The 24,586-nt window shown below is 42.2% G+C and carries 20 protein-coding genes; 10 read left to right on the forward strand and 10 right to left on the reverse strand.

Annotated elements, in window-relative coordinates; all coding sequences use genetic code 11:
* Nucleotides 1-142 precede the first annotated feature (142 nt).
* Nucleotides 143-586 (forward strand): cyanase, encoded by a 444-nt coding sequence (cynS, locus tag NIE32_RS04870; RefSeq protein ID WP_253053561.1) that lies wholly within the window; start codon nt 143-145, stop codon nt 584-586.
* Nucleotides 587-671: 85 nt separating this feature from the next.
* Nucleotides 672-899 (forward strand): small acid-soluble spore protein Tlp, encoded by a 228-nt coding sequence (gene tlp / locus NIE32_RS04875; protein ID WP_253053562.1) that lies wholly within the window; start codon nt 672-674, stop codon nt 897-899.
* An 81-nt stretch (nt 900-980) separates the two neighbouring features.
* Here the strand turns inward: tlp and NIE32_RS04880 are convergent, their stop codons facing one another.
* On the reverse strand, nt 981-1,478 hold the full coding sequence (locus NIE32_RS04880; protein WP_253053563.1) for a GNAT family N-acetyltransferase: 498 nt from the start codon (nt 1,476-1,478) through the stop codon (nt 981-983).
* Nucleotides 1,479-1,552: 74 nt separating this feature from the next.
* On the opposite strand from NIE32_RS04880, the gene NIE32_RS04885 reads away from it, so the two are divergent.
* Nucleotides 1,553-2,008, forward strand: coding sequence for an NUDIX domain-containing protein (locus NIE32_RS04885; RefSeq protein WP_253053564.1), 456 nt, complete (start codon nt 1,553-1,555; stop codon nt 2,006-2,008).
* On the opposite strand, the gene NIE32_RS04890 is transcribed toward NIE32_RS04885, so the two are convergent.
* The 3 genes from NIE32_RS04890 to NIE32_RS04900 form a co-directional block, all read right to left on the reverse strand.
* The gene (locus NIE32_RS04890; protein ID WP_253053565.1) at nt 1,991-2,479 is read right to left on the reverse strand and encodes an NUDIX hydrolase; all 489 of its coding nucleotides are present in this window, start codon (nt 2,477-2,479) and stop codon (nt 1,991-1,993) included. The genes NIE32_RS04885 and NIE32_RS04890 overlap by 18 nt on opposite strands.
* 160 nt (nt 2,480-2,639) lie before the next feature.
* Entirely contained in the window at nt 2,640-3,608 is a 969-nt protein-coding gene (locus tag NIE32_RS04895; protein ID WP_253053566.1) for a nuclease-related domain-containing protein, read from the reverse strand.
* A 270-nt stretch (nt 3,609-3,878) separates the two neighbouring features.
* On the reverse strand, nt 3,879-4,145 hold the full coding sequence (locus tag NIE32_RS04900) for a hypothetical protein (RefSeq protein WP_253053567.1): 267 nt from the start codon (nt 4,143-4,145) through the stop codon (nt 3,879-3,881).
* A gap of 124 nt (nt 4,146-4,269) precedes the next feature.
* Here NIE32_RS04900 and NIE32_RS04905 point away from each other — a divergent pair, with 124 nt between their 5' ends.
* A complete protein-coding gene (locus tag NIE32_RS04905; protein WP_253053569.1) occupies nt 4,270-4,434 on the forward strand; it encodes a hypothetical protein in 165 nt (54 codons plus the stop codon).
* 4 nt (nt 4,435-4,438) lie between these two features.
* On the opposite strand, the gene NIE32_RS04910 is transcribed toward NIE32_RS04905, so the two are convergent.
* Nucleotides 4,439-5,596: an MFS transporter gene (locus tag NIE32_RS04910; protein ID WP_253053571.1), complete on the reverse strand. Its 1,158-nt coding sequence runs from the start codon at nt 5,594-5,596 to the stop codon at nt 4,439-4,441.
* Nucleotides 5,597-5,975: 379 nt separating this feature from the next.
* Between NIE32_RS04910 and NIE32_RS04915 the strand changes: the two genes are divergently transcribed.
* The 6 genes from NIE32_RS04915 to NIE32_RS04940 all read left to right on the forward strand — a co-directional run bounded on the left by NIE32_RS04915 (nt 5,976) and on the right by NIE32_RS04940 (nt 11,238).
* Nucleotides 5,976-7,997 (forward strand): sigma 54-interacting transcriptional regulator, encoded by a 2,022-nt coding sequence (locus tag NIE32_RS04915; protein WP_253053573.1) that lies wholly within the window; start codon nt 5,976-5,978, stop codon nt 7,995-7,997.
* 163 nt (nt 7,998-8,160) lie between these two features.
* Entirely contained in the window at nt 8,161-8,868 is a 708-nt protein-coding gene (locus tag NIE32_RS04920; protein WP_290443447.1) for an MIP/aquaporin family protein, read from the forward strand.
* Nucleotides 8,869-8,907: 39 nt separating this feature from the next.
* Entirely contained in the window at nt 8,908-9,909 is a 1,002-nt protein-coding gene (gene dhaK / locus NIE32_RS04925) for a dihydroxyacetone kinase subunit DhaK (protein WP_253053574.1), read from the forward strand.
* Between the two features lie 18 nt (nt 9,910-9,927).
* A complete protein-coding gene (dhaL, locus tag NIE32_RS04930) occupies nt 9,928-10,560 on the forward strand; it encodes a dihydroxyacetone kinase subunit DhaL (protein ID WP_253053575.1) in 633 nt (210 codons plus the stop codon).
* A gap of 77 nt (nt 10,561-10,637) precedes the next feature.
* A complete protein-coding gene (gene dhaM, locus NIE32_RS04935) occupies nt 10,638-11,024 on the forward strand; it encodes a dihydroxyacetone kinase phosphoryl donor subunit DhaM (protein ID WP_253053576.1) in 387 nt (128 codons plus the stop codon).
* 76 nt (nt 11,025-11,100) lie between these two features.
* Nucleotides 11,101-11,238, forward strand: coding sequence for a hypothetical protein (locus NIE32_RS04940; RefSeq protein WP_253053577.1), 138 nt, complete (start codon nt 11,101-11,103; stop codon nt 11,236-11,238).
* A 70-nt stretch (nt 11,239-11,308) separates the two neighbouring features.
* On the opposite strand, the gene NIE32_RS04945 is transcribed toward NIE32_RS04940, so the two are convergent.
* The 5 genes from NIE32_RS04945 to NIE32_RS04965 form a co-directional block, all read right to left on the reverse strand.
* Nucleotides 11,309-16,054 (reverse strand): InlB B-repeat-containing protein, encoded by a 4,746-nt coding sequence (locus NIE32_RS04945; RefSeq protein WP_253053578.1) that lies wholly within the window; start codon nt 16,052-16,054, stop codon nt 11,309-11,311.
* 224 nt (nt 16,055-16,278) lie between these two features.
* On the reverse strand, nt 16,279-19,293 hold the full coding sequence (locus NIE32_RS04950) for a hybrid sensor histidine kinase/response regulator (RefSeq protein ID WP_253053579.1): 3,015 nt from the start codon (nt 19,291-19,293) through the stop codon (nt 16,279-16,281).
* Complete coding sequence (locus NIE32_RS04955; RefSeq protein WP_253053580.1) at nt 19,290-20,423, reverse strand: response regulator; 1,134 nt, start codon at nt 20,421-20,423, stop codon at nt 19,290-19,292. Before NIE32_RS04955 ends, NIE32_RS04950 begins: the two co-directional genes overlap by 4 nt.
* A gap of 180 nt (nt 20,424-20,603) precedes the next feature.
* Nucleotides 20,604-22,103: a malate:quinone oxidoreductase gene (locus NIE32_RS04960; RefSeq protein ID WP_253053581.1), complete on the reverse strand. Its 1,500-nt coding sequence runs from the start codon at nt 22,101-22,103 to the stop codon at nt 20,604-20,606.
* Nucleotides 22,104-22,478: 375 nt separating this feature from the next.
* Nucleotides 22,479-24,446: a methyl-accepting chemotaxis protein gene (locus NIE32_RS04965; protein WP_253053582.1), complete on the reverse strand. Its 1,968-nt coding sequence runs from the start codon at nt 24,444-24,446 to the stop codon at nt 22,479-22,481.
* Nucleotides 24,447-24,586 lie beyond the last annotated feature (140 nt).

A 24,586-nucleotide genomic window follows, 5' to 3' on the forward strand; every position in this document is an offset into this window, starting at 1 on the left:
CAACAATAACTATATACCCCGTTGACCATGTGGTCAATACGTTAAATTCTATGGCAGATCATATAACAAATTACCCCTAGTTTTTATGCAGAGTGTTAACCTTTATTTGTAAATAAATGATGATCTGGGAGGCATTGCAACTATGGCTTATTCTTCAGCAACAGAATTACTATTGGAAGCAAAAGAAAAGAAAAATCTTACTTTTTCCCAAATTGCAGAAGCCGCGGGTTGTTCAGAGGTATTTTGCACAGCCGCCCTCTATGGACAGCAGACACTAAGTCCCGATCAGGCAAAAGCGGTCACTGAATTACTTGAATTACCAGAAGAAGTTGAACGGGAATTAAAATCGATCCCATACCGCGGTACGAATTTCTCCTTGCCGCCAACAGATCCAACCATTTATCGTCTTTACGAACTTGTCCTTGTCTATGGTGATACCATAAAAGCATTGATCCATGAAAAGTTTGGTGACGGCATCATGAGTGCGATTGACTTTAAGATGGATCTGGATAAAGAGGAGGATCCACACGGTGATCGTGTCGTCATTACGCTGAATGGTAAATTTCTCAACTATAAAACATTCTGATACCTGCGCTGTATCCTTAGAATTTTAGGTATATCTCTCCCCCAAGGTCGCATAATAAGGAGCGAAAAATGAGGAGGGATATACAATGGCTAAACCGGATGATCGTTCAGATAATGTAGAAAAAATTTCGAAGAACATCGGTCATACCCTAAAAAACATGGATGAAGCGAATGACTACTTGAAAGCGCATGGGCAACAAATGAGTGAAGAAGAAAAGCAACAAATTAAAGAAAAGAATCAGCGCCGTGAGCAAAGCATTGAAGGCTTACGCGAAGAAATCAAAGACGAAGCTGCATTTAGTAAATCTAGATAACTAAGAAGAGCGTCACCAGGATTCCGGTTGACGCTCTTTATTTCATTAAGCGAAAAAAAACAGCAGAAGAACACACCAAAATTAGATATACTTCACCATCAAATATTCATCCACGTAGCCATCTTTCTCCTTCATCGCATCCCGGTCTTCCCCATAGATGACGAACCCGAATTTTTTGTAAGCTCTGATCGCCGGCTCATTATCTGTCATGACAAAGAGATATATTTTCGTAACACCTGTTTCTTTTACCGCATCAATCATATACTCAATAATCTTTCTTGAAATTTGCTGACCGCGATAATCGGGGTGAACATAAACACTTGTGAGCGTGGCACGGTGGGCCATTTTTGGTAAAGACTCCCGATGAAGCGAGGCAATTGCAATAAGCCGGTCACCATCAAATCCTCCGACGACCAGCATCTGCTCATCGGATAAATGGGTTCTAAAATGATCCATTGATCGATTTTGCTCTGTTTCAAAATCAGAAGCATAGGCTTCAGGATGCGTTTTTAACGCTTCTAATCTAACGGTTCTGTAGAGTTCGGCATGTTCTGCGGTTAATTTTTTAAAAATGACCACGGGCGGACGCCTCCAAAAAGTATTCTCTGTGTTATTATGAGCGTATTCTCTAAATTTATTGGAAGGTGAATCTCATGCGGATTTTTGGAACAGGCATGAGCAATGTTGATTATTTTGTTCGAAAAGGTGCTTATGCTGTTATCTTCTCCGAAGAAGATCCGGAAAAAGTTGCGCTGATTCGCGCCCATGGCAATCAATATTTTCTGCCTGGTGGAGGGATTGAATCCGGTGAAACAGACGAGCAATGCCTTCGACGTGAACTGCTGGAGGAAACGGGGCATTTGATTGATACGATCCAGTATCTTGGTCATGCGCAACGCTATTTCTTATCAACACTACCCGTTGTTCAGCCGATGATCAATGACGGCTACTTTTACACCGCGCGTTTCGGTCCGAAGATTCAAACTCCTGTTGAACCCGACAACTTTCTAGAATGGGTTGATGTTCAGCAAAGTGCGGATCTCATGTTTCATGAGCACCAGGCATGGGCGATTCAAAAAGCACTTGATCACTTAAAGAACCGACCATGAATCATACACGGTGGCTTCGCTTGGTATCTCTTGGTGCTTGAGCCATTCTACTGCTTTTAACACAAGCGGTGATGCATTTTCTAAGTTCAGTTCGCTCAGACTGACCCAATGTGCACCTGAAGAATCCTGGCCATCAAACTGCTTCGGAAGTTCAAATTGACCTTCCATCTGTGTAATCTGGTAGAACACCGCAACGTGATGCACATGTGTAAAATTTCGCCACATCCACGGCAGAAAGAAATCAAACGTACCAATTTGTGAGTAGTTGGAAACCGTCATGCCGGTTTCCTCCTTAATTTCTCGAATTAATGTTGCTTCCAATGATTCACCCGGCTCCTGGCTTCCGCCCGGCAGATCATAGCGATGAATGTACGGTCCGCCAGTCTTGTCGATCACAATCATTTTGCCGTCACGAGCGGCAATACCGTAGCAACCAAACGCCGTGTGGTACTGTTTTTTCTGCTCATTCATGTTGATCACCTCCAAATCGCAGATATTTAGTGCGTGCAGCGTTTATCGATCATTTTCAAAATTTTATCAGTCATTTTGAAATTTTTATCGATCACTTTTAATTTTTTATCGATCGTTTTGAAAAATTTATCAGTCATTTTCAAAATTTTATCGATCATTTTCAATTTTCATGGAGTATATCCCTCGATAAATAGTAAATTCTGGCTTTATTTTTTCCTTCAAAGTAATCGCATAGTGTATGAAGTAATCGTCTAGCAGTTAATTCAGATTTTAATAGTAGAAAATCCCTGCATTTCTGATTCGTGATCTCTGGACCATAGATCAAAAAATAATCACGAAGCGCAGCTAAATGAGTATTTCGTGAGGCATGGCCGCAATTGCATACCCACTTTTGTTTCATTTTGAGTATTGGTACCGTATCGCAATTCGGGCACTGGACACCTTTTATTATATCGTTAGGTTTTAGTTTAGTCGTGAATTTTTTAATCACCCGTGTTTGATGGTTTGCGAGAAGTGCATCAGCTACCTTTTTCAGCGACTCATACGAGACATAGTCTTTAGAAAATTGTTGATTCACTTGGAGAAGTTCCGCTTTGAGTTTGGCTCTTCGCACAATTTTTTTAATCCGATCATTTTTTAAATCGGTGACCTGAAGCTGGGCGGAAGAAGCAATAACGACTCGATCTACAATCGGTATGGATATCCCGTAGTATCGCTCCAGCCAATCAAGCAACTGCATGTTTAGATTCTCAGCTTGCAAAATTGGATCATCAAACACATCAGTTGAATCATCCACTTCCCGAATTAATTGATTTAAATCGGTATCAAAAGTCAGCTTTCCGATAATATTTTTCACTTCTAAAATGAGTGCAAATCTTGAGCATAGGATAAGAAAATCGATCTGAAAATGGTGATGGCCATCAAATAAGCGAAGATCATGAAAAATGAAGAAATCATCCTTGGGGAGATAACTAAGCGGATAGTCCAGCGACTGTTCACCGCGAAAGCCTGCCATTGCTCTTTTGTAGAGCGACGTTAGATCGTCACGATACGCGCTCGGTTTTACTCGACGAATCAGTACCTCAAGCTGTGACACATGGTAAGGAAGTTGAATGGGTTTTACGTACACGCCACCGCCTCACTTTCTTTTAAAAAAAGTTCGCCGGTAACGCTGTGCATTCCTTTTTGCATGAGGCCACTATTGAGACTATTTTGTGAACAATCTGTATGTATCGCTTAAGTAGATCCTACCTTTGTACTGCGTATATCGATCATTTTAAAAATTTTATCAGTCATTTTGAAATTTTTATCGATCACTTTTAAATTTTTATCGATCGTTTTGAAAAATTTATCAGTCACTTTCAAAATTTTATCGATCATTTTCGAAATTCACTTACAATCAGCTCTCTAAAATCAGATCAAGGCTCTGCTTGCCCCCATCGACGATCTCCTGGTTTTTCAGATCATGGCCATACATCAGCAAAGAAACAGTTGTGAAAATCGCTTTCCATCGAGCACGTACCCTCGTCGAAGCATCTGCTTCCCCATATTGTGAATAAAATAATTCTCGCCCGATTCTCGGCAAGAAACTGTACACAATCGATAGGTCTACAGCAGGATCACCGATATGGGCATCGCCCTTTTTCCTTCCATCATACCCTCTCATTGTCTTTTCCTTTTATTAAAGATAATATTAAGTCAAATAAATACAACTTTTCACTGTTTGAATGTGAGTTGAGAAAGATATTCTTCCTACGCTTCCCTTCCCCACCGATGTAAAAGAAGCACTGATGGGTCAAGACAATGAACTTAGAACCCATCTGAGCGGCGTCCTATTACTCGAACAAGCACATTGGGCAGCATTAATCGACTACTTAGAACAATTCACAATTCCAAAACATGCCTACATGACAGCTTATCTCGATGCAATCCGGTGGCAGCAATATCTTCCTTAATCATTTATAACCAATTCCGAGTGTTCTTTGTCAGCTGCGGAAGTGCCAACACTAATAATGCCAGCACACCGCCCATCACTCCGAAACTGATTGAAAAATTCACCCGCTCAATCAGCCATCCTGTAAACGGGAAAAGGACAATCATCGTCACACTGAACAGCATGCTGGACACACTAAGCAATGTTGCACGGCTAGACGACGGAATCAGTTGATTAAAATAGTTGCTGAAGATTGGCTGACTAATCGCGATCAGCACATTCATGCAGATAAAGCAGATGATCAGAACCGCAAGCTGATTTGTAAATGATACGAGAAGAAAAATGCAGAGCAAGAGCGAAAACGTGTGAATAAGCATCATCTGCCCAGCTCTTTTTTCAATTTGAGGAGATATTTTCGCCCCGATGATTTGGAATACTGCAGACACAATCATTAATAGGCTGATTTGAACGCCTTTAAATCCATTCTTGTCGATCAGTGATTGAAAGTAAAAATAATAGGTTGCGGCGACCCCTTGAAAAAGCGCAAAGAAGATCATTAGGAAGCGTAGCCGACTATTTTCCTTGAGAAAGCGTGCTGCATTCTTCAAGATCGTAAAATAACCAGTAACTTTTTCAGTCTTCTTCTCTTTTTTCTCCGGCTCCACCATCATGAACACAGATACTATCGCAAATAATGAGATGACAATCTGAATCCAATACACGCCTTCAAAGTAGCTGTTGACAAACCACCCGGCTACAAAAATCCCTAAAGTATCCGCAAATTCATATATGGCATTAGTATTCGCCGACACCTTAATGTACTTATCTTTCGCATTCAGATTGCGCAATGATTCATAGACGAGCGCGTCAATCGTTCCGGAATTCAAATTATAGGACCATGCGGAAATGATGAACCCAACTGCAAACCAAAGGAAATCATGCGAAAAAATAAGGATGATGCTACTGATTATTGCGCAAACGCGTCCCAAAATCAGAACGGCTCGATAGTTCAGCCGATCCGCAAGTGCACCGCTCGGCACCTCAAAAAGAAAACTGCTGACGTGAAAAATACTTTCCAGCAAGCCCACTTCGACAAGTGACATGCCGCGATGAGTCAAATACAGTACCCAAAGTGCCGTCACACCAAAAAAGGAACAGAAATTATAAATATAGTTGTAACGCACATTGTTGCTTTTGCTTCTTCCCCACACCATCATCCACTCCGTCCGTGCACATCAAAGAATACTCCTTATGTAAGACAATCAACCTATTTATCGTATCAAAAAAGGGTTCCCTGGCATAGGGGACCCCTTATTATTGAAAGAACCGAATGGGTTCATCAATGACAAAATGCTTTAAACTTAGGCCCCTAGGTTTTGAAACTTATCCCTTAGACAAGCCAACAGGAGAGAAGCTCATTTTATTCAATTAACGATTGTCCTAGTAAACGATTGATTTTTATCCCAGACAGATATACCGTTAATGATGAGCACATTAGTTTCCGCTCGATCCTATCTCTTAATCCTTTTTAGTGATTAATGATTTTTTTCAGGAGTGATTTTCTTGAGGAGTCGCGAAGTTATATTAAATTATGCAAAGGGTTTGCATACACGTACGGCTGCAGCTGTTGTCAATACGGCCGACGTGATTCAGAACAAATACCAGGTCCGCTTATTCATTAACTTTCGTGACCGACGTGTACCCGCCACCAGTCTAATGCCGCTGGTTAATTTAAAGATCCGAGACAAGGACAGGCTAATACTTATCGCATCAGGATCGCATGAAGAACAGGCATTGAATGAATTTGAGCACTTATTTGAAAGCGGATTCGAAGATTTAACCACTCAAACAATCAATGATATTGATGACATTTTAAACGAAAATATGATTACGAACGAAGAAATTTTTCATAACATCGCAAATGGGATTATCGTCACGGATCAAGCCGATCGCGTGATTCTCTTTAACTCGTTTGCTGAACGTTTGTTCAAAATGTCGAGCGATCATGTCATTGGCGAACCATTCGCCTCATTACTCCCCTATCCTGATCTAGAGCTTAAAGCAGATGCGCCTGAAACGATGATCCGCAAGGTTATTCATAACCAGGTGCTCTTAATTACCCGACGACCGCTGGTAATCGATGGGAAGGCCCGAGGAACAATTGCCATTTTGCAAAACATCTCCCGGCTGGAAAAAGTCAAAGGAGAATTGAAAGAGGTCAAAGAATTAAAAGAACGCCTTCAATTAATTTTGAAATTTGTGCAAGACGGGATCTGCGTCATGGATAAACAAGGCATCATCAATTATGTCAACGATGCCTATTTAAAAATACAGAAGCTCAAAAGGTCAGATGTTATCGGAAAAAGTATCAGTGAGCTGTCTCCTCATGGCGTCAGACAGACTGTATTAAAAACCGGCCATGGCGTAAAGAACAAAATTATTAAGAAAAACAACGACGTCATGATCATCTCGAACGTCAGCCCGATTGTTGTCGACGATGAGCAAGTCGGCGCGATTTCGATCGTTAAAGATTTTCGTGAAATCCAACACCTTACTGAAAAATTGAATCGCGTGACCTCGCGTGCCGAATATCTTGAAGAGGAATTGATCCGTTCGCGGAATCCAGAGAAGATCTTCAGCAATTTTATTGGTAAAAGTGGAAAGATTATCGATGCCCTATCCGTTGCCCTTAAAGCTGCACGCACGAAAGCAACGATCTTGATCCGCGGAGAAAGCGGTACAGGCAAAGAAATGATCGCCAAAGGAATTCACTATGCGAGCGCTTATCGCAATGGCCCATTCATTCGCGTCAATTGCGCATCGATTCCAGAGAATCTGTTTGAGAGCGAACTGTTTGGCCATGAAAAAGGATCGTTCACCGGAGCTATCTCCCGCCGGCTTGGTAAATTTGAACTGGCGCAGCACGGTACGATTTTTCTCGATGAAATCGGTGAACTGAATACACATATGCAGGCAAAAATTCTCCGCGTGCTGCAAGAAAAAGAGATCCAGCGTATCGGAAGTGAAACGGTTCAGAAGCTGGATATCCGGATCATCGCTGCAACCAACCGCGATTTAGAAGCGATGGTCAAAACCGGTGATTTCCGCGAAGATCTCTATTATCGCTTAAATGTCATTCCGATCTATTTGCCGCCGCTGCGCGAACGAAAGCAAGACATCGCCCTGCTCGTAGACTACTTCATGAATCGATTTCAAAATGATCGCGAGCACCCGCTTCTGGGTATCTCCAATGATGCAATGGAGTCCCTGCTCGCCTATGCATGGCCCGGAAATGTGCGAGAGATCGAGAACTTATTTGAACGTTTATTCACTCTGGTCGACAATGATTACATTGAAGCGGAAGACCTTCCCGCCTACATTCGCGGCAAAAAATTAAGCACGCAACATGTACAGGACCATGATCTATTCGCCTCCGACCGCGTGCTGCCGATGGATGACTATGAAAAAGCAATCATCAAAAAAGCGCTGGAGAAATACGGGAGCTGCAATGCCGCGGGCAAAGCGCTGCATTTAAATCATAAGACCGTTGCTGCCAAAGCAAGAAAATTTAATCTTATCCAATAGAAACCGTTGATATTGGTGCTTATTACCAATATCAACGGTTTTCTTGTTCTTTTTTACCATGTTCCTATTTGGATAATTCAATTCTCATGCCCTTTTCGCTCTCCCACTCAATTGGCATCAAAATTGCTTAAGTAATTATGGCAAGAGAAAGGGGAGACGGACTATGGAAGCGTTTTTGGGTGAATTGGTTGGTACGTTTATTATGGTTCTCTTAGGCGACGGCGCTGTTGCCAATGTCATTTTGAAAAAATCCAAGGCAGAAAATTCGGGCTGGATCGTGATCAGCGCTGGATGGGCATTCGCGGTCGCTCTTCCGGTTTGGCTTTTCGGTAGCATCAGCGGTGCGCATTTTAATCCTGCTGTGACCTTGGGACTTGCCTGCATTGGAAAGTTTCCTTGGAGCAGCGTGGGCTTATATATCACCGCGCAGTTTATCGGAGCCTTTCTTGCGGCTGTTGTTCTTTTCCTTCATTTCTACAAGCATTTTGAAGCAACAACAGATCCAGCAGTTAAATTAGGCGTATTCTCCACTGGACCGGCAATTCGAAGCAAATTTTTCAACTTCTTTGGCGAATTCGTCAATACCTTTGTACTTTTGTTTGGCATTATTGGCATTGTTTCACAGAAAATGGCACCCGGGCTCATGGGGCTCGCAATTGGGATTCTGATCTTTGCTATCGGACTATCGCTTGGGGGAACAACCGGATACGCTATTAACCCCGCGCGGGACCTGGCTCCGAGAATTGCCCATGCACTTCTCCCCATTCCCGGAAAGGGTAGCTCGGACTGGGCCTATGCTTGGGTACCCGTCGCCGCCCCAATTCTCGGCGGTATTTTCGGTGCAGCTGCCTATATTCTTCTCTTCCATTGAATAAAATAGCTTATCAAACGGAGACAGGGAGGCATCAAGATGAAAAAATTGATCAATCAACCGGAAAACAGTTTGAATGAAATGCTGATTGGCATGGCGAAAGCATACCCTGATTATTTAACAAGACTCGACAATACAAACGTCCTTGTTCGTAAAAACTTAACTGAACAGAAGGTAGCCGTTGTCAGTGGTGGCGGCAGCGGCCATGAACCAACGCACGCTGGTTATATTGGCCAAGGCATGCTCGACGCTGCTGTTGCCGGCGACATTTTCACCTCACCAACACCGGATCAAATCTATGAAGCAATCAAAGCCGTGGACAGAGGCAAAGGCGTGCTGCTGGTCGTAAAAAATTACAGTGGTGACGTGATGAACTTTGACATGGCGAAAGAAATGGCTGAAATGGAAGGCATTGCGGTTGAACAAGTTATTGTGAATGATGATGTCGCTGTGGAAGACAGCACGTTTACTACAGGACGCCGCGGAATCGCAGGAACCGTCCTTATTCATAAAATTGCCGGTGCAGCCGCAGAACGTGGATGGGACCTGCAAAAAGTTAAAGAAACAGCAGAAAAAGCGATCAAAAGTATTCACAGTATGGGCATGGCACTCAGTCCATGTATCGTCCCTTCCGCCGGAAAGCCCAACTTCACGTTAGCTGAGGATGAAGTCGAAATCGGCACCGGTATTCACGGCGAACCGGGTACTCATCGTGAAAAGATCAAGTCGGCTGATGAAATTACGCAAGAACTTTTTGATAAAATCCAGGCGGATGCCCCGATTCAGTCAGGCGATGACGTTGCGCTAATGGTAAACGGTATGGGCGCTACCCCACTGATGGAACTTTATATCGTCAATAACAAAGCTCATGATCTTCTCGTATCGCTCGGTGCACACATCCACCGCACCTTTGTCGGTGAATTTATGACCTCGATTGAAATGGCCGGAATGTCGCTGACCGTGCTGAAATTGGACGATCAACTGAAATCGCTTCTTGACGATGCCGCAGATACACCGGCACTCAAAGTAATCAAAAAATAAATAAGGGATGGATGACTTATGGCAGAACTGAATCAACTAATTGGCGCTTTGAATCACGCCGCAGACGTCATTGAAGAAAACAAACAGCATTTGACGGAGCTAGACGGAGCGATCGGCGATGGAGATCACGGAATCAACATGAGCCGCGGCTTCTCCTTCGTGAAGAAAACACTCGATGAAGGCGGGTTTCAAACACCGGCCGATCTATTCAAAAAAAGCGGTATGGCACTCGTTGCCCATGTTGGTGGAGCATCTGGTCCACTGTTCGGCACTGCATTCCTAAGAGCCTCAATGGCACTCAAGGATAAAACAGAGATCAATTCTGAAGATTATATCAGTATCCTCAAGGCTGCCGCTGAAGGAATTAAAATGCGCGGAAAATCGCAAGCCGGTGAAAAAACAATGCTTGATGCCCTGATCCCCGCTTATGAGGCCGGCGAAACAGCATTGTCTCAAGGTAAAGATACTCAGGAAGTTCTTCAGGCAGTCAAAGCAGCCGCAAGAACAGGCGCTACAGATACTGAAAAATTAGTCGCTAAAAAAGGTAGATCCAGCTATCTCGGTGAACGAAGCCTCGGCCACCAGGATCCGGGAGCTGCATCCACCGCACTCATTCTCGGTGCAATTGCTGATTATTTTGCAGCTCTGTAAGACAAAATGGGTACTCTTTTTCATCCCCGACTTTTCATTAAGAACGTCACAATTAATAGAGAAAGGATTTGTTGAAAATGGTTGGAATCGTATTAGTTTCACACAGTCGTAAAATTGTTGAAGGGATAAAAGAACTCGCTTCTCAAATGTCAAAAGATGCACCTGTAGCGCTTGCAGGAGGAACCGACGATGATCGGCTCGGTACCGACATTACAAAAATCAGCAGCGCGATCCATGACGTGTACTCTGATGACGGCGTCCTTGTTTTCTTTGACATGGGCAGTGCTTACATGAACGCACAAATGGCACTCGATTTTCTGGAAGAGGATAGCAGCAAAGTGGAGATCGTCGACGCAGCATTTGTTGAAGGCGCGATCACCGCAATTGTTGACAGCGGATTAAACAAAAGTATGGATGAAATCAAAGCAGACATTGCCTCGATGAAACTCGGAAAGATGCCGTGATCAAGTAGCCACTTGAACACTAAAAATAACAACAGCCCCATCTGCGCAGCAACTACGCGGAAGGGGCTGTTGTTTAATGTCCGGATTAATTATCCCAGTCGTGGATAAGCGGAATCCGGTCGTTCCAGTGGTTTATCCGGTCTTCGGAAAAATTAATCTGGGCATTTTCGAGCATAATTCGGTCGTTATCTCAATTTTTCCGATCCCTATCTAATGTTATAAAAAAAGGGCGTCCCACAGTCCATAACTGACTTTTGGGACACCTCCATTAATCCATTATTCTTTTAGGATCTTCTCTTTTTTCTCCTGTTGCGAACCGTCAAGAACAGCCCAGACAATACAAGGATCATTCCAGCGATAATCGAATTTCTATCAAATTCGTCTCCCGTTTTCGGCAAGGAAGCCTTTGATTTTGTATCCTTGGAAGGACTTGCTGATCCTGTTTTCTTCTCCGCGGGCTGCGTTGTGCTGCTTCCATGATCTTTTCCCTTAGCTCCTTGATGTTGATCCGTAGTTCCAGATGTTTTGGCAAATAATTTATCTGCGTTTTTCACATACAGCATGGTAAAGGTAGAAAACTTCGTAACGTCAAACTGGATGCCGCGTACACCGGATTCATAGTTTACCAATTGACCACGGATAACTTCTCGCGTTCCATCGCTATGCTCGATAAAGATCACCAAATTATTGAGCATCTCATCCGTTAATTGGACATCCGTCGGAATTGGCAACGTCAATGTCACACGATGATTCTGCATGTTGGTTTCAATTTGCATCGGTTGGCCCAGGACTTGCATAGATGATGAATCCCCGTTAAGTACCGCTCTAACAATGGATTGTTGGGTCGCTTGTTCAACGATTCGTTGTCGATCTGATTGGTTTCTCACTGGAACAAGAGAGAAATACAAATCCTGATTAAAATCAGCAAGCGAACGATGGGGCACAAGGATATGTGCATCATTCGTGATGATTTGCAGACCCGTTCTCGATTGGGATAGAGTGTCCACTGCTTGGTTCGGGACGGAAACATTCACTTTCGACACTGGATCTTTTCCATCAGGAATAACGATACTGATAACCTTATTATTGGTGTCGTTAAGATTTTTCACTGCTTCCAACGCATTTGCATTGGTTAACGAAACAGAATTCGTTACTGTACCATCGCTATTTTCAGATTGAGTGATCGGCGTTTTGGTAAGCGTATCTTTTATACTCTTCGATGTGACATCAGCATAGATAATCTTTGATGTAGATTTAGCAGCTTCAGCTCGTGTCACATGCAGTGTATAGGTTCTTTTTGTCACGCCATCAGCAGCTGTGACCACAATCTTGATTGTATTTTTTCCAACAGTGAGCGGAACGTTCGCATGATCACCTTCGACTGGTGATCCGTCTACTGTAACGTTTTGGCTTCCTTCACTTCTAGAAAAAGTAATCGTTAATTGCGCAATCTTATTATCTACCATTGCCATATAATCCGATTGACCAACATTAAATACCGGTGACAAAGTAGCTGAATCTGGAAGTTTCAAAGCTGACAATGTGCTTTCTGCTGACAGCCATTTCGCATAGAATGTTGTATCTCCGGTAACCGGTGTATCGAAATCATACGGTCTATTAAACGCTGAATCACTATACCAACCAGCAAACGTATAACCAGCTCGTATTGGCTCTGCGGGTTTGTTTGCTTTGTCCTCAAAATCAATGGTTTGATCCGAAACGCTACTTCCACCGTTCGAGTCATAAGTGACCGTATAGCGGTTTTTATCCCACTTAGCATACAGTGTTGTGTTCCCTGTTACCGGCGAATGGAAATCATATGGTTCCGTTAGGTCCGAATCCTTGTACCAACCAGCAAATGTATAGCCGGTTCGTGTTGGCTCTGCGGGCTGGCTTGCCTTGTCTTCAAAATCGATGGTTTGATTTGAAATGGCGCTCCCACCGTTCGAATCAAAAGCAACTATATAATGGTTTTTGTTCCATTTCGCATAAAGTGTTGCGTGCCCGGTAACCGGTGTATCGAAATCATATGGGCTATTAAACTCTGTATCACTATACCATCCAGCAAACGTATAACCCGTCCTTGTTGGGTCCGCAGGCTGGCTTGCCTGGTCCTCATAATCGATGTGTTGATCACCTATAGCACTTCCGCCGTTCGAATCAAACGTTACATCATAGCTATTTTTGTCCCACTTCGCATAAAGCTTTACGTTCCCAGTTACCGGTGTCGTGAAATCATATGGGCTATTAAACTCTGTATCACTATACCATCCAGCAAACGTATAACCAGTTCGTGTTGGGTCCGCAGGCTGGCTTGCCTGGTCCTCATAATCGATGTGTTGATCACCTATAGCACTTCCGCCGTTCGAGTCATAAGTGACCGTATAGCTATTTTTGTCCCACTTCGCATAAAGCTTTACGTTCCCAGTTACCGGTGTCGTGAAATCATATGGGCTATTTAACTCTGTATCACTATACCATCCGGCAAACGTATAACCAGTTCGTGTTGGGTCCGCAGGCTGGCTTGCCTTGTCCTCATAATCGATGTGTTGATCACCTATAGCACTTCCACCGTTCGAGTCATAAGTGAACGTATACTGGCTTTTATTCCATTTCGCATATAAGGTCACATTACCTGTGATTGAAAAAGTATCACCTGATTGATAGTCTGTTCCAGACCCGTCTGCTTTTGTATTCCATCCATTGAACGAATACCCCGTTTTTGTAAGGTTTAATGGATTAAGTATGGTAACAAGAGTTCCTGGGCTATAAGACTGATTATCAACAGGCGCCGCTCCACTGGTGTTCCCATTTTCATTATAAGTTACGGAATAGGTTGGATTTACGATCAATAGTGCAGGAATACTCGTAATTACTCCACCAGCATTTGTCACTTTTACATAATATTGCCCTGCATCAGACAATTGTGCATTACTAATTGTTAAAGAAGGTCCTGTCTGACCAATAATCGGAGCCCCATCTTTATACCATTGAAATGTATTTTCAAAGGATAGAGAAAATACTGAGAATGTAGCTGATTGGCCCCTATTAATCGTCTGATTCATCGGCTGTGAAATAATGGATGGCGGCATTACGCTCCATTTTGCATAAAGTGTTGTGTTTCCGGTAACTGGTGTATTGAAATCATATAGATTTGTCAGGTTTGAATCACTATACCAGCCTGAAAATAAAAATCCCGTTTTGAAAGGAATTAGCGGATTTAATATTTTATCCTGATAGGCAATCATTTGTGGCGGAACAGTACTCCCTTCGTTCGAATCAAAAGTGATCGTATACAGGACTTTGTTCCATTGCGCATATAGTGTTGTATTTTCAGTAACAGGTGTATTGAAATCATACGGCTCTGTCAGACCCGAGTCCTTGTACCATCCAGCGAACGCATAGCCGGTTCGTGTCGGCGCTATGGGTTTGCTTACCCTGTTTTCATAATCAACGGTTTGATTTGCAATTGAGCTTCCGCCATTCGAGTTATAAGTAACTGTATACTGGTTTTTGCTCCATTTCGCATATAGTGTTGTATTTTCGGTAACTGGCGTGTTGAAATCATATGTGTTATTAAATTCTGAATCACTATACCACCCACCAAACGTATAGCCGGTCTGTGTTGGGTCAGTAGGTTTGCTTGCCTGACCTTCATAATCGATGGTTTGAGCAGCAACGGCACTCCCACCGTTCGAGTTATAAGTGACCGTATACTGGTTTTTGTTCCATTGCGCATACAACGTCACATTGCCTGTAACTGTCAAAGCAGACTCCGGCTGATAGGCGGTTCCGGTACCATCTGCTTTTGTATTCCAACCATTGAATGAAAAGCCGGTTTTTACTAAATTGCCGCTGTTTCCCTTAACTGTTACTGAATCACCATTACTATAGTTTGTTGGATCAGTTGGAACCGTTCCCGTTCCACCATTCGGATCATAAGTGATTTGATAAGCCTGATCTACTTGGTAGGAGAGTTTTGGATATTCCCCTGGATTCATTTTCCAGATTGAATTAAAATCCCAACCGGCATTCGTATATGTAGACTTTGTTTGCATTTCCACTGTTGATTTAGCTGCGTTATCAGTAGAGCTACTTAAACCGGCTGTTTCTTTATCATAAAAGCTGTTCGTAATCGTTACTCCACTGGAAGCACCTGTAATACCACCAACACTATTAGTACCGGAAATTGATCCACTTGCATAGGAATTACTGATCGTTACAGATCCAGGCATAAAAATCTGCGCTCGCCCAATCAGTCCACCAACCCCATTACTCCCTTGTACTGATCCACTTGCGTAACTGTTGTTGACCGAAATTGGATCTCCAAAAAAGTCAAAATCAGATGATTGAAAATAGCCAACTAAACCACCGACACTGCCGGTACCTTGTACGTGTCCACTTGCAAAGCTCGTATTAATATTTCCATCATTCTCACCAACTAATCCGCCAACTTCCTGAGCTCCTATTACGTCAGCTGTTGAATAACTTCCATTAATCGTGCCCTCACTATATCCTACCAAACCGCCAACATAACTGGATCCATTTATTTCCCCCGACACACTGCTGTTGCTAATTGTGTCTCCTCTATAAAAGCCAACCAATCCACCGACATTGATACGGCCGTTAACATTCACATTTTCCAATTTTACGTTTTTCACAGTCCCATTCTCAAGATGTGCAAATAGCCCGACATCATCTAGATCAGGGCGATTGATTTTTAAATTACTTATCGTGTGTCCGTCACCGTCAAAGGTTCCAGATAATGCTTGTCCATTGTCAATGGTTCCTATTGGCTGCCAATTGTCATAGCTACTAAGGTCAATATCATTGCCCAATTTGTAACTAGCACTTAGGTCATTCCTCACACTGTCAAGTTGCGCAGCTGTAGTGATTATATAAGGATCAGCAGATGTTCCCGATCCTTGCATAGGTATCATTCCGGCATATGCAACGGTTGCTCCGAACGTTGATTGAATGAGATAAATAAACATTATGATGATCAATCCGACTGAGATACTTCGTTTCAATGAATCGTCCCCCTGTTGAAATCGAGATTGCCTAGTGACACAGCAATGTTCTCGATCCCTGTGCATAAGACGAATTCCCCATTTTTTAACAGCGTACGACAAAGCACCTTAAAAAAACCTTAAAAATGACATCAAATAGACACATTTTGCCGCTTAAATACAATGTCTTAAGAGAAAAAGCCGTACCATGGGTTCTCTCCATGATACAGCTCGTCCTTTATTTTTTATTCAGCAGGAATCCGAAACGAAATACAAGTTCCTTTTTCCGGTTCGCTTTGCACATTCAATTCAGTTCCATATTCGTATTTGAGCCGGCTGCTGATATTCTTTAAACCGACACCACGCTCGGAATCTGTTCGTTTCTCCAGTTGGTCAAACCGTTCGCGCGGCATGCCCACACCGTTATCCTCAACTTTAATTACGTAATCTTCTCCAGCAACAAAGGCGGATACTTTCACTCTCCCGCCTTCTTCACGCTTGCTGATTCCATGACGAATCGCATTTTCAACAAGTGGCTGAATCAAGAGCGGGGGGAGTTTGATAGAATCCAATTGTTCATCAATCGCGTACTCAATGTGAATGCGGTCTTTAAATCTCGCTTTCTCAATTGCTACATAAGTGCGCACGAGATGCATTTCTTGACTGAATGGAACGCATTTTTGAATATTACTGAATTGAAAACTACCTCTCAAGTAATCGGCAAGATGCGTGATCAACTTTCGTGAAGCACCCATGTCGGTATAACTTAGCGCAGCAATGCTGTTTAAGGCATTAAAAAGAAAATGCGGTTTGATTTGCGATTGCAAAAAGGCGACTTCCATATCGAGTGCTTTTCGAAACGAATGTTTCATATTGAGCAGACTACTGATCCTCGCCTTCAATTCAGATCGATCAAAGGGCTTGGTCAAAAAATCGTTCGCTCCCGCCTCGAGTGTCGCAACCTTGTCTCTTGGCTCAATAGCTGCCGTCACCATCAGCACAGGAAGTTCTGCCGGCATATATTTTTCTCGAATGTGCTGGCAAACATCGTATCCGGATAATTCAGGCATACGTATGTCTAATATCGCCAAGTCGATCACTCTGGTCTGTTCGATTTGTTCGAGTGCTTCACGCCCATTTTTCACAGCAATCACATCACAATCAAGCGGTTGAAGCGCATCAATCAATATTTTCAGATTGGCAAAGTTGTCGTCGGCGATCAGAACGGTAGACTTGCCTGAACGATTAACGAATAGAGGTGTGGGAAAACGATAATCAGGTTCTTTCTCATTCGCCCATTCATAGTCGTTTCGAACCGCATCACTCTGAGCAATGGGAAGCGTGATGCGAAACGTTGTCCCTTTTCCTTTCTCAGAGGACACTCTAATTTCTCCATTTTGCAGTTCGACCAGCTGTTTAACAATCGAAAGACCAAGGCCGACCCCTTTCTGTTCATCCGATGAATCGAGCGAGAGAAAGGGTTCGAATATGAGCGGCAATTCTTGAATATCAATCCCGTCACCTGTGTCATGAACAACCAGTTCAATGTGTTCTTCTTGAATTGTTGCGTCAACTTCTACACGTCCATTCATCGTATGCTTGATCGCATTATCTAAAAGATTGCTGATGATCTGCCCAAAACGGACTTCATCTGCATAAACAGATGGAAGATGCTCTGGAACAAGGTTTAATAGCTGAATACCTCTTTCCTTTGCACGGTACTCATGTATGCGCACCAGAACATCAACAGTTGTTTGTACATCGACAGGCTCCGGTTTCACCACCAGAATCCCCTGCTTCAGCTTTGAGAAATCGAGAATGTCATACACAAGCTGTGACAAATCTCTGGAAATGTGCGTAATTAATCCAAGGCTCTTCTTCTGTTCGGTACTCAGCGGATGTTCTGAATCGTTCATCATTGATTTAGAAATATTCATGATGCCATGCAGAGGCGATTTGAATTCATGCGACGTCCGTACAAGAAACTCATCTTTTAACTGATCATTTTTAATCAGTCTCTCAGACAGATCGTTGATTTTCTGATAATCATTCGCAAATCTAAGCGACAACAGCAACGCAAGTATGAGCAAGAAGATCAGCGGATCAAACGAGGACAGCTTATAAATAGGAAAAGAAAAATAAACCGATGCACGTTGCGCCAGTACGTACGTGTCTATAGATACTGCAGCAACAACCAGGTACACGCTTCCAGATCTTCGATGAAACATGGCCAGTAAAAAGACATAGGTCGCATACAAAAAGATGAACATTAAATAGACAGTGACGAGAGAAAAACAGAAATTGACGAGAACATGACCGATAAATCCAAGAACCGCCAAAGTGATCAGACTGCCCGCGCCAATACAGCACTTAATTAGCCATTTTGAACAAAAGGTCTGAAATTCCTTTTGTAAATAAAGAAGTAAGGTGATGCACATCCAAACAACAGACAAGATCTGAAGCCGATAGTAAAGCCAGAAAGGTGTTGATCCGAACAGATCATAGAAGATACGTTCTCCGCTTGTCGCCTTGCCTATAGACACAAAGATACAGGTCAATCCTAAAATTATTAGGGAGTGATCTTTTTTTCGCTTCATGAATAAACTGATGTAATAGATTCCGACAATCAGAAAAGAAACAACAATAATCCAGTCATAAGCAAGCGCCTTATTGTACAACCCGGCAATTTGCCCCGCACGCCCAAAATAAACAGAACCATTGATACCACCACTGCCGATCAAGTCATGGTTTGCCACTTGAATCATGATTGTATTCCAACCGCGATGCAGCGTGAAGTAAGAGGCATAGGGTTTGTTTTTCGCCCAATACCCTTCATGCTCTGCCGGACGCCCGCTCTGTCCCACCGTGAGGCCATTCACAATCAACCGATTTGCCATTTGGATGGAAGACGTTTTCAGACCATATACACTTTTGATATCTGAAATTTTAATGTGCAAGACATAAGTGAATGCACCGAGCGCATGCATTTTTTGATAGGCATTGCCCGGAATCGATAGAGTATCCGGATCGTTATCTGCAGACAATTGCTGGTAAGAAAGAAGTTTATTAGGATAGAAATCCCACTGCCCATTCAGCGGGACGGGACCTTCTTTTGCAAAGTTCCACTTGGTCAAATCGAGATTGCCATTGACTGCCTGCGGGGTTGATCGCTCATTATAAGTAAATACGACAAAAAGCACACCTATCATTAGCGCCAGGATACATACCGTGATTGCCAGTGCTTCAATTCTTTTTTTCATTCGCCTCTCCTAACCCCTGCTGCCATTTGTTCATACAGCTCCACGGTTTCCGGTTCCAGAGATGCACCGATATGTTCCTGAACGTAATCACTCAAACGCTGATAAACTTGGAAAGCCTCGCGACGCTTTCCACTTTTCAGATAAAAGTGAATCAGCGCCCGTCCGTCCTGTTCTGAATCGGGTAGCAGTGTTACTAGGCTTTTGAGGCAGTCTTCCTCATTTTCCAAACTTAACGTCTCTTGGAAAGAGGTACAGAGTTTACGCAACACTTGTATGTAACGTTCTTCAAGTCCCGTTTTTCGCACATGTGCCCAGGAGTAATCACAGCCTTCCATGTAGGCGCCGCGATATTGCTGTTTCAAATGATGATAAACATCGGGATCTGCTACATCTTTGGTCAGAACATCCTTTAGCTGCCGCTCCAAATGCTCAACATCATTTTCTAAATTTAACCCCTCGAATAAGAACCCCTTGCCGATCTTATTAATCTGCGCAGGAATATGATTTTCGGATAAATCTTTTCTCAGATAAGATAAACATGTGTACAAATAACTCTTTGCTTTCGTCAAATCATGTTCCGGCCATATTGAAGCGATGATGAAATCTGAATCTACCGGTTCTTTGCTGTGATGAATCAGGAACGCACAGACTTCCTTCTCTTTTTTCGTTTTCCAAGCAAGCGGTTGATTTCCCGGTAAATAAATATCAAAACCACCCATGCATTGAATGGAAAATTCCTTGACCTGAGCTGTTGCGCTTTGACCTTCTTTAAGAGAATCTCTAAGTAATGAGACGCACTTACTCAGCCGTTCCAATGAAAAAGGTTTGAGCAAGTAGTCGCGTGATTGAATTTCGAACGCCTCAACGGCATATTCTGAATAGGCCGTTGTAAAGACGATCATGATTTTTTTATCTGCAGCTCGGATTTTTCGTGCCAGCTCCGTTCCTTTGATCTTAGGCATCTCGATATCCATGAAAACTGCATCAGGATGCAGGCTGTTTATCGCTTCCAGTGCCTGAACGGCATCTGAATACCGGTCGACCACATCCACATCACCAATTTGTCCAAGTAAAATTTCTAATAAATCCAAAGCATCACTTTCATCGTCAATCAAGAGTACCCGCAGCATTACTAAATCCTCCAATGATCATTTCAGACAGGTTGATATGTTATTAAACTAATATACTACGAATCAGTGAAAAACTCGTCCCTGAATTAACATTTATAGTTATGGGTTAAATACGCCTACAGCCAAAAATTTTCCGGTATCAAGAACAACACCCTCCGCTAAAAAGTGGAGGGTGTTGTTCTATTTATCTGAATCAGATCCATCTAGGCCAAGCGTCTGCGCTGTTGATGTATGAATTTCTTGGAACAGCTCTGGGTTTTCCGCTAATGACACGCCATGTGAAGGGATCATTTCTTTTATTTTCGGTTCCCACTCGTTCATCTGATCTGGGAAGCATTTTTGTACTACTTCAAGCATTACGTGAACGGCAGTTGAAGCACCTGGAGAGGCGCCGAGCAATGCAGCGATGGAGCCATCAGCGGATCGAACAACTTCCGTACCAAATTGAAGAGTTCCCCTGCCGCCGGCATCAGTATCCTTGATCACTTGCACGCGTTGCCCTGCAACAACAATATCCCAATCCTCACTTTTGGCTTTAGGAATAAATTCGCGTAACGCTTCCATGCGCTGGTCATTCGATAACAGCACTTGCTGGATCAGATATTTTGTTAAGACTCTTTGCTTTACGCCTGCCGCAAGCATCGTCAAAATATTGTTCGGATTTATCGAACTTATCAAATCCAGATGCGATCCGGATTTTAAGAATTTCGGTGAAAAACCGGCGAACGGTCCGAATAACAAAGTTTGCTTACCTTCGATATATCTTGTATCAAGATGCGGTACGGACATTGGCGGAGCACCAATCTTCGCTTTCCCATATACTTTTGCATGATGCTGCGCAGCAACTTCCGGATTGTGACAGACCATAAATAGACCACTGACCGGAAATCCGCCAATATGTTTGGACTCAGGTATGCCGGTTTTCTGCAGTAAAGACAAACTTCCGCCCCCAGCTCCGATAAAGACGAATTTGGCTTTATGGTCTTCAATTGTCCCGCTCTCGATATCCTGCACAGTCACTTTCCATAAACCGTCACTTGTACGTTTTATCTTCTCAACACGAGTTTTGTAGGTGATCTCGACATTGTTTTGCTTTAAGTGATCAAACAACATCCGTGTTAAAGCACCGAAATTAACATCCGTTCCCGAATCGATTTTTGTTGCAGCAATGGGCTCTGAAGACGTGCGTCCGTCCATGATCAGCGGAATCCATTTCTTCAGTTGTTCCGGATCATCGGAAAACTGCATGCCTTGAAACAGCGGATGATTCGAGAGCGCGTGAAAACGTTTCTTCAAAAAGGCTGTGTTCGTTTCCCCTTCGACAAAACTCATATGCGGAATCGGCCGGATAAAGTCCCGCGGATTATGGAGTTGTCCGCTCTTCACAAGATAGGACCAAAATTGACGTGAAAGCTGAAACTTTTCATTGACGTTGATTGCTTTCGTAATATCAATTGATCCGTCTGGTTTTTCAGGCGTATAGTTCAGTTCACACAGTGCGGAATGTCCGGTTCCTGCATTGTTCCACTCATTCGAGCTCTCTTGTCCGGCATTTGCGAGTTTCTCAAACACTTTGATTTTCCAGTCAGGCGCTAACTCTTTCAATAATGTTCCCAGAGTCGCACTCATGACCCCGGCACCAATTAAGATCACGTCCGTATTCGTCTGATTGCTGCTCATAATAACCTTCCTTGTCCTTATTTATGAAAAAAGCAGGTATTCCTGCTTAGACGTCACAAAAATAAGTGACCACTTAAGAACATGCCTTGTTGGTCTCAACAATAACTCTATCATAATTTATTGTGTTTATAGAATACAACATCTGCTAGTATCCAATAAATGAAACGACTATTTTTATAAAAAAGTGAGCATTTCTCCATAAAGTCATAGAAACATTCAAAAACTATGCCGTTAACTCAGCTTATGGTAATAAAAATTAGTAATGACGTAAAAAGAATGTTCTAAACAAAATGGCTTTATGATTAGAAAAACTGTCTGCACAATGAAAGTTGCAGACAGTTTCACATTTAATCAACGTTTTTATGTACTACAAAATCATTTAATTTTAAATGTCGACACGAGTTGCTGAAGCTCTTCAGCCATTTCTGACAGAGAGGTTGCATTGCTCGCGATTTCTTCCATTGAAGCAGATTGTTCTTCAGAAGCGGCAGAAGCACTTTGGGTTTCACTGCTGACTTTCGAAGTTGCTTCATTAATACTCTTGACAGCTTCATCAACTTGCTTGGTATCTTGGGTAATCAATTTGATTGCCTTTGTCACTTGTTGTACTTCCTCTGATACGCTATGCATGGAATGTGTAATATTCTCAAATGAGTGAGCTGTTACATTTACCAATTCAATACCTTTACTTATCTCACTGCTGCCCGTTGTCATCGATTCTAATGATTTTTTACTCAATTCTTGCAACATGTTCACAACTTCCGAAATCTTCTTTGTAGAATCATTAGACTGCGCAGCTAATTTTCGAATTTCATCAGCTACTACCGCAAATCCACGTCCTTCTTCACCTGCACGAGCTGCTTCGATCGCTGCATTTAGTGATAGTAATTGCGTTTGTTCGGAGATATCATCAATGAGCTGATTCATTTTCTCAATATTGACCACTTGTTTGTTAAATTCTTCGAAAGTTTTTAGTGCTTCAGCTTGTTTTTCATCGATTATTTTAATTTGATTGCTTGTTTGATTTAATGTTGTTTGTCCAAGTTCAACTTTATTCATGGCATCATTTGAAGCTTGGTGCAGTTGATCTGCATTCCCATCGATGTTAATAATTTGTTGTTTAATTGATTCAGTGGAACCGGCAGTTGCCTCCGTTTGTTGATATGAATGATTTGCTCCAATAGCCATTTCTTGAATCGATTTAGCAATCTCATCAATGGTAGCCTTACTTTCTTCTGTCGAAGCTGTTAACTCTTCTGATGAAGAAGCAAGTATTCCTGATTTTTCATTTACGCTACGCAATATATCACTTAATTCATCAATCATTTTATTGAATCCTTCACCCAATTGTTCAAATTCAACAAAACTTTTTATCCTTACTTTTTGCGTTAAGTCTTTACTCATGACACGAGACGATACTTCGGCAATTTTTTTGATCGGTTTTATGATTATCTGAACAATAAATAATGCGATTAGCGATCCTATAATTGCCATGATCACACAAATAATGATTGTCTGAATGAAAATTCCATGTAGGTCAGCATTAATTTCTGTTTCTGAAATATTTCCTATAATAATCCAACCTGTTAATTTATCGTGGATAAAATTTACTTGATGACGATCGCCTTTTTGATTTGAAAAGTACGACCCCTCACTCTTAGTAAGAAGTTCTTTGTTCGGTGCCAGATTCCCTACTTTAACCAAATTGCTTACTAGCGCAATATTTTTACTACTATAAAGGCTTGCATATCCTTCTTTTCCAATATGTACTTTCTTAACTAATTTCTGTAAAGCGCTTATATCTATAGTTAAATTAATGACTCCTTTATTATCTCTAGTTGTTTTGGCTAGCGACACAACATAATTGCCGGTAGATGTTGAACGATAGGGTTCAGTAAGTACCATTTTTCCAGGATGATTCATCGCTAATTTATACCAAGGACGTGATTGGGGTTTAAATCCTTTTGGCGTTTTTTCCCCATTTCCATTAATATTGAATCCTTGTTCATTAGCAGCCGAAACATTTTCTGTTACATGTGTCCCGTGAAATTGACTACTTAACAGTTGCTTCACAGAATCACTCTTCATACGATCAGCCTGAATCATTTTAGCCAGATAGTTTAATCGAACTTCTTGATCGCCAATGGTTTGGTTAATGTTTTCACTGAGTATATTGATACTATTTCGTGCATTACTGTTAATACTATTCATCATTGCTCTTTTAGCACTTTGATACGAAAAAACCCCAACAACGATTGAAGGAATAATAATCATTAATATAGATGTGAGAATTAAAAATGTCTTAAATGTAATTTTAAAATTTCTTCGTTTCTTTTCGAACATCAGGTTGTCTCCTCTAGTGGTTGTTTTTAATTCTCAGTTGTTAAACCCATCGCAAATTTCTATCTATTCCGCCAACTGCCATTATTATTCTCGGTAATCGATTTTGTAAAATTAAGCTCTTCGCAAATAATTCACATTAT

It is taken from the genome of Sporolactobacillus kofuensis (genome assembly GCF_024125425.1).
In the GTDB taxonomy this organism is placed as follows: Bacteria; Bacillota; Bacilli; order Bacillales; family Sporolactobacillaceae; genus Sporolactobacillus; species Sporolactobacillus kofuensis.

Excerpts from the sequence above, each read along its gene's own strand:
- cynS (WP_253053561.1), top strand. The coding sequence starts at position 143 with ATGGCTTATTCTTCAGCAACAGAATTACTATTGGAAGCAAAAGAAAAG.
- tlp (WP_253053562.1), top strand. The coding sequence starts at position 672 with ATGGCTAAACCGGATGATCGTTCAGATAATGTAGAAAAAATTTCGAAG.
- NIE32_RS04885 (WP_253053564.1), top strand. The coding sequence starts at position 1,553 with ATGCGGATTTTTGGAACAGGCATGAGCAATGTTGATTATTTTGTTCGA.
- NIE32_RS04890 (WP_253053565.1), bottom strand. The coding sequence starts at position 2,479 with ATGAATGAGCAGAAAAAACAGTACCACACGGCGTTTGGTTGCTACGGT.
- NIE32_RS04900 (WP_253053567.1), bottom strand. The coding sequence starts at position 4,145 with ATGAGAGGGTATGATGGAAGGAAAAAGGGCGATGCCCATATCGGTGAT.
- NIE32_RS04905 (WP_253053569.1), top strand. The coding sequence starts at position 4,270 with ATGGGTCAAGACAATGAACTTAGAACCCATCTGAGCGGCGTCCTATTA.
- NIE32_RS04920 (WP_290443447.1), top strand. The coding sequence starts at position 8,161 with ATGGAAGCGTTTTTGGGTGAATTGGTTGGTACGTTTATTATGGTTCTC.
- dhaK (WP_253053574.1), top strand. The coding sequence starts at position 8,908 with ATGAAAAAATTGATCAATCAACCGGAAAACAGTTTGAATGAAATGCTG.
- dhaL (WP_253053575.1), top strand. The coding sequence starts at position 9,928 with ATGGCAGAACTGAATCAACTAATTGGCGCTTTGAATCACGCCGCAGAC.
- dhaM (WP_253053576.1), top strand. The coding sequence starts at position 10,638 with ATGGTTGGAATCGTATTAGTTTCACACAGTCGTAAAATTGTTGAAGGG.
- NIE32_RS04940 (WP_253053577.1), top strand. The coding sequence starts at position 11,101 with ATGTCCGGATTAATTATCCCAGTCGTGGATAAGCGGAATCCGGTCGTT.
- NIE32_RS04950 (WP_253053579.1), bottom strand. The coding sequence starts at position 19,293 with ATGAAAAAAAGAATTGAAGCACTGGCAATCACGGTATGTATCCTGGCG.
- NIE32_RS04955 (WP_253053580.1), bottom strand. The coding sequence starts at position 20,423 with ATGCTGCGGGTACTCTTGATTGACGATGAAAGTGATGCTTTGGATTTA.
- NIE32_RS04960 (WP_253053581.1), bottom strand. The coding sequence starts at position 22,103 with ATGAGCAGCAATCAGACGAATACGGACGTGATCTTAATTGGTGCCGGG.
- NIE32_RS04965 (WP_253053582.1), bottom strand. The coding sequence starts at position 24,446 with ATGTTCGAAAAGAAACGAAGAAATTTTAAAATTACATTTAAGACATTT.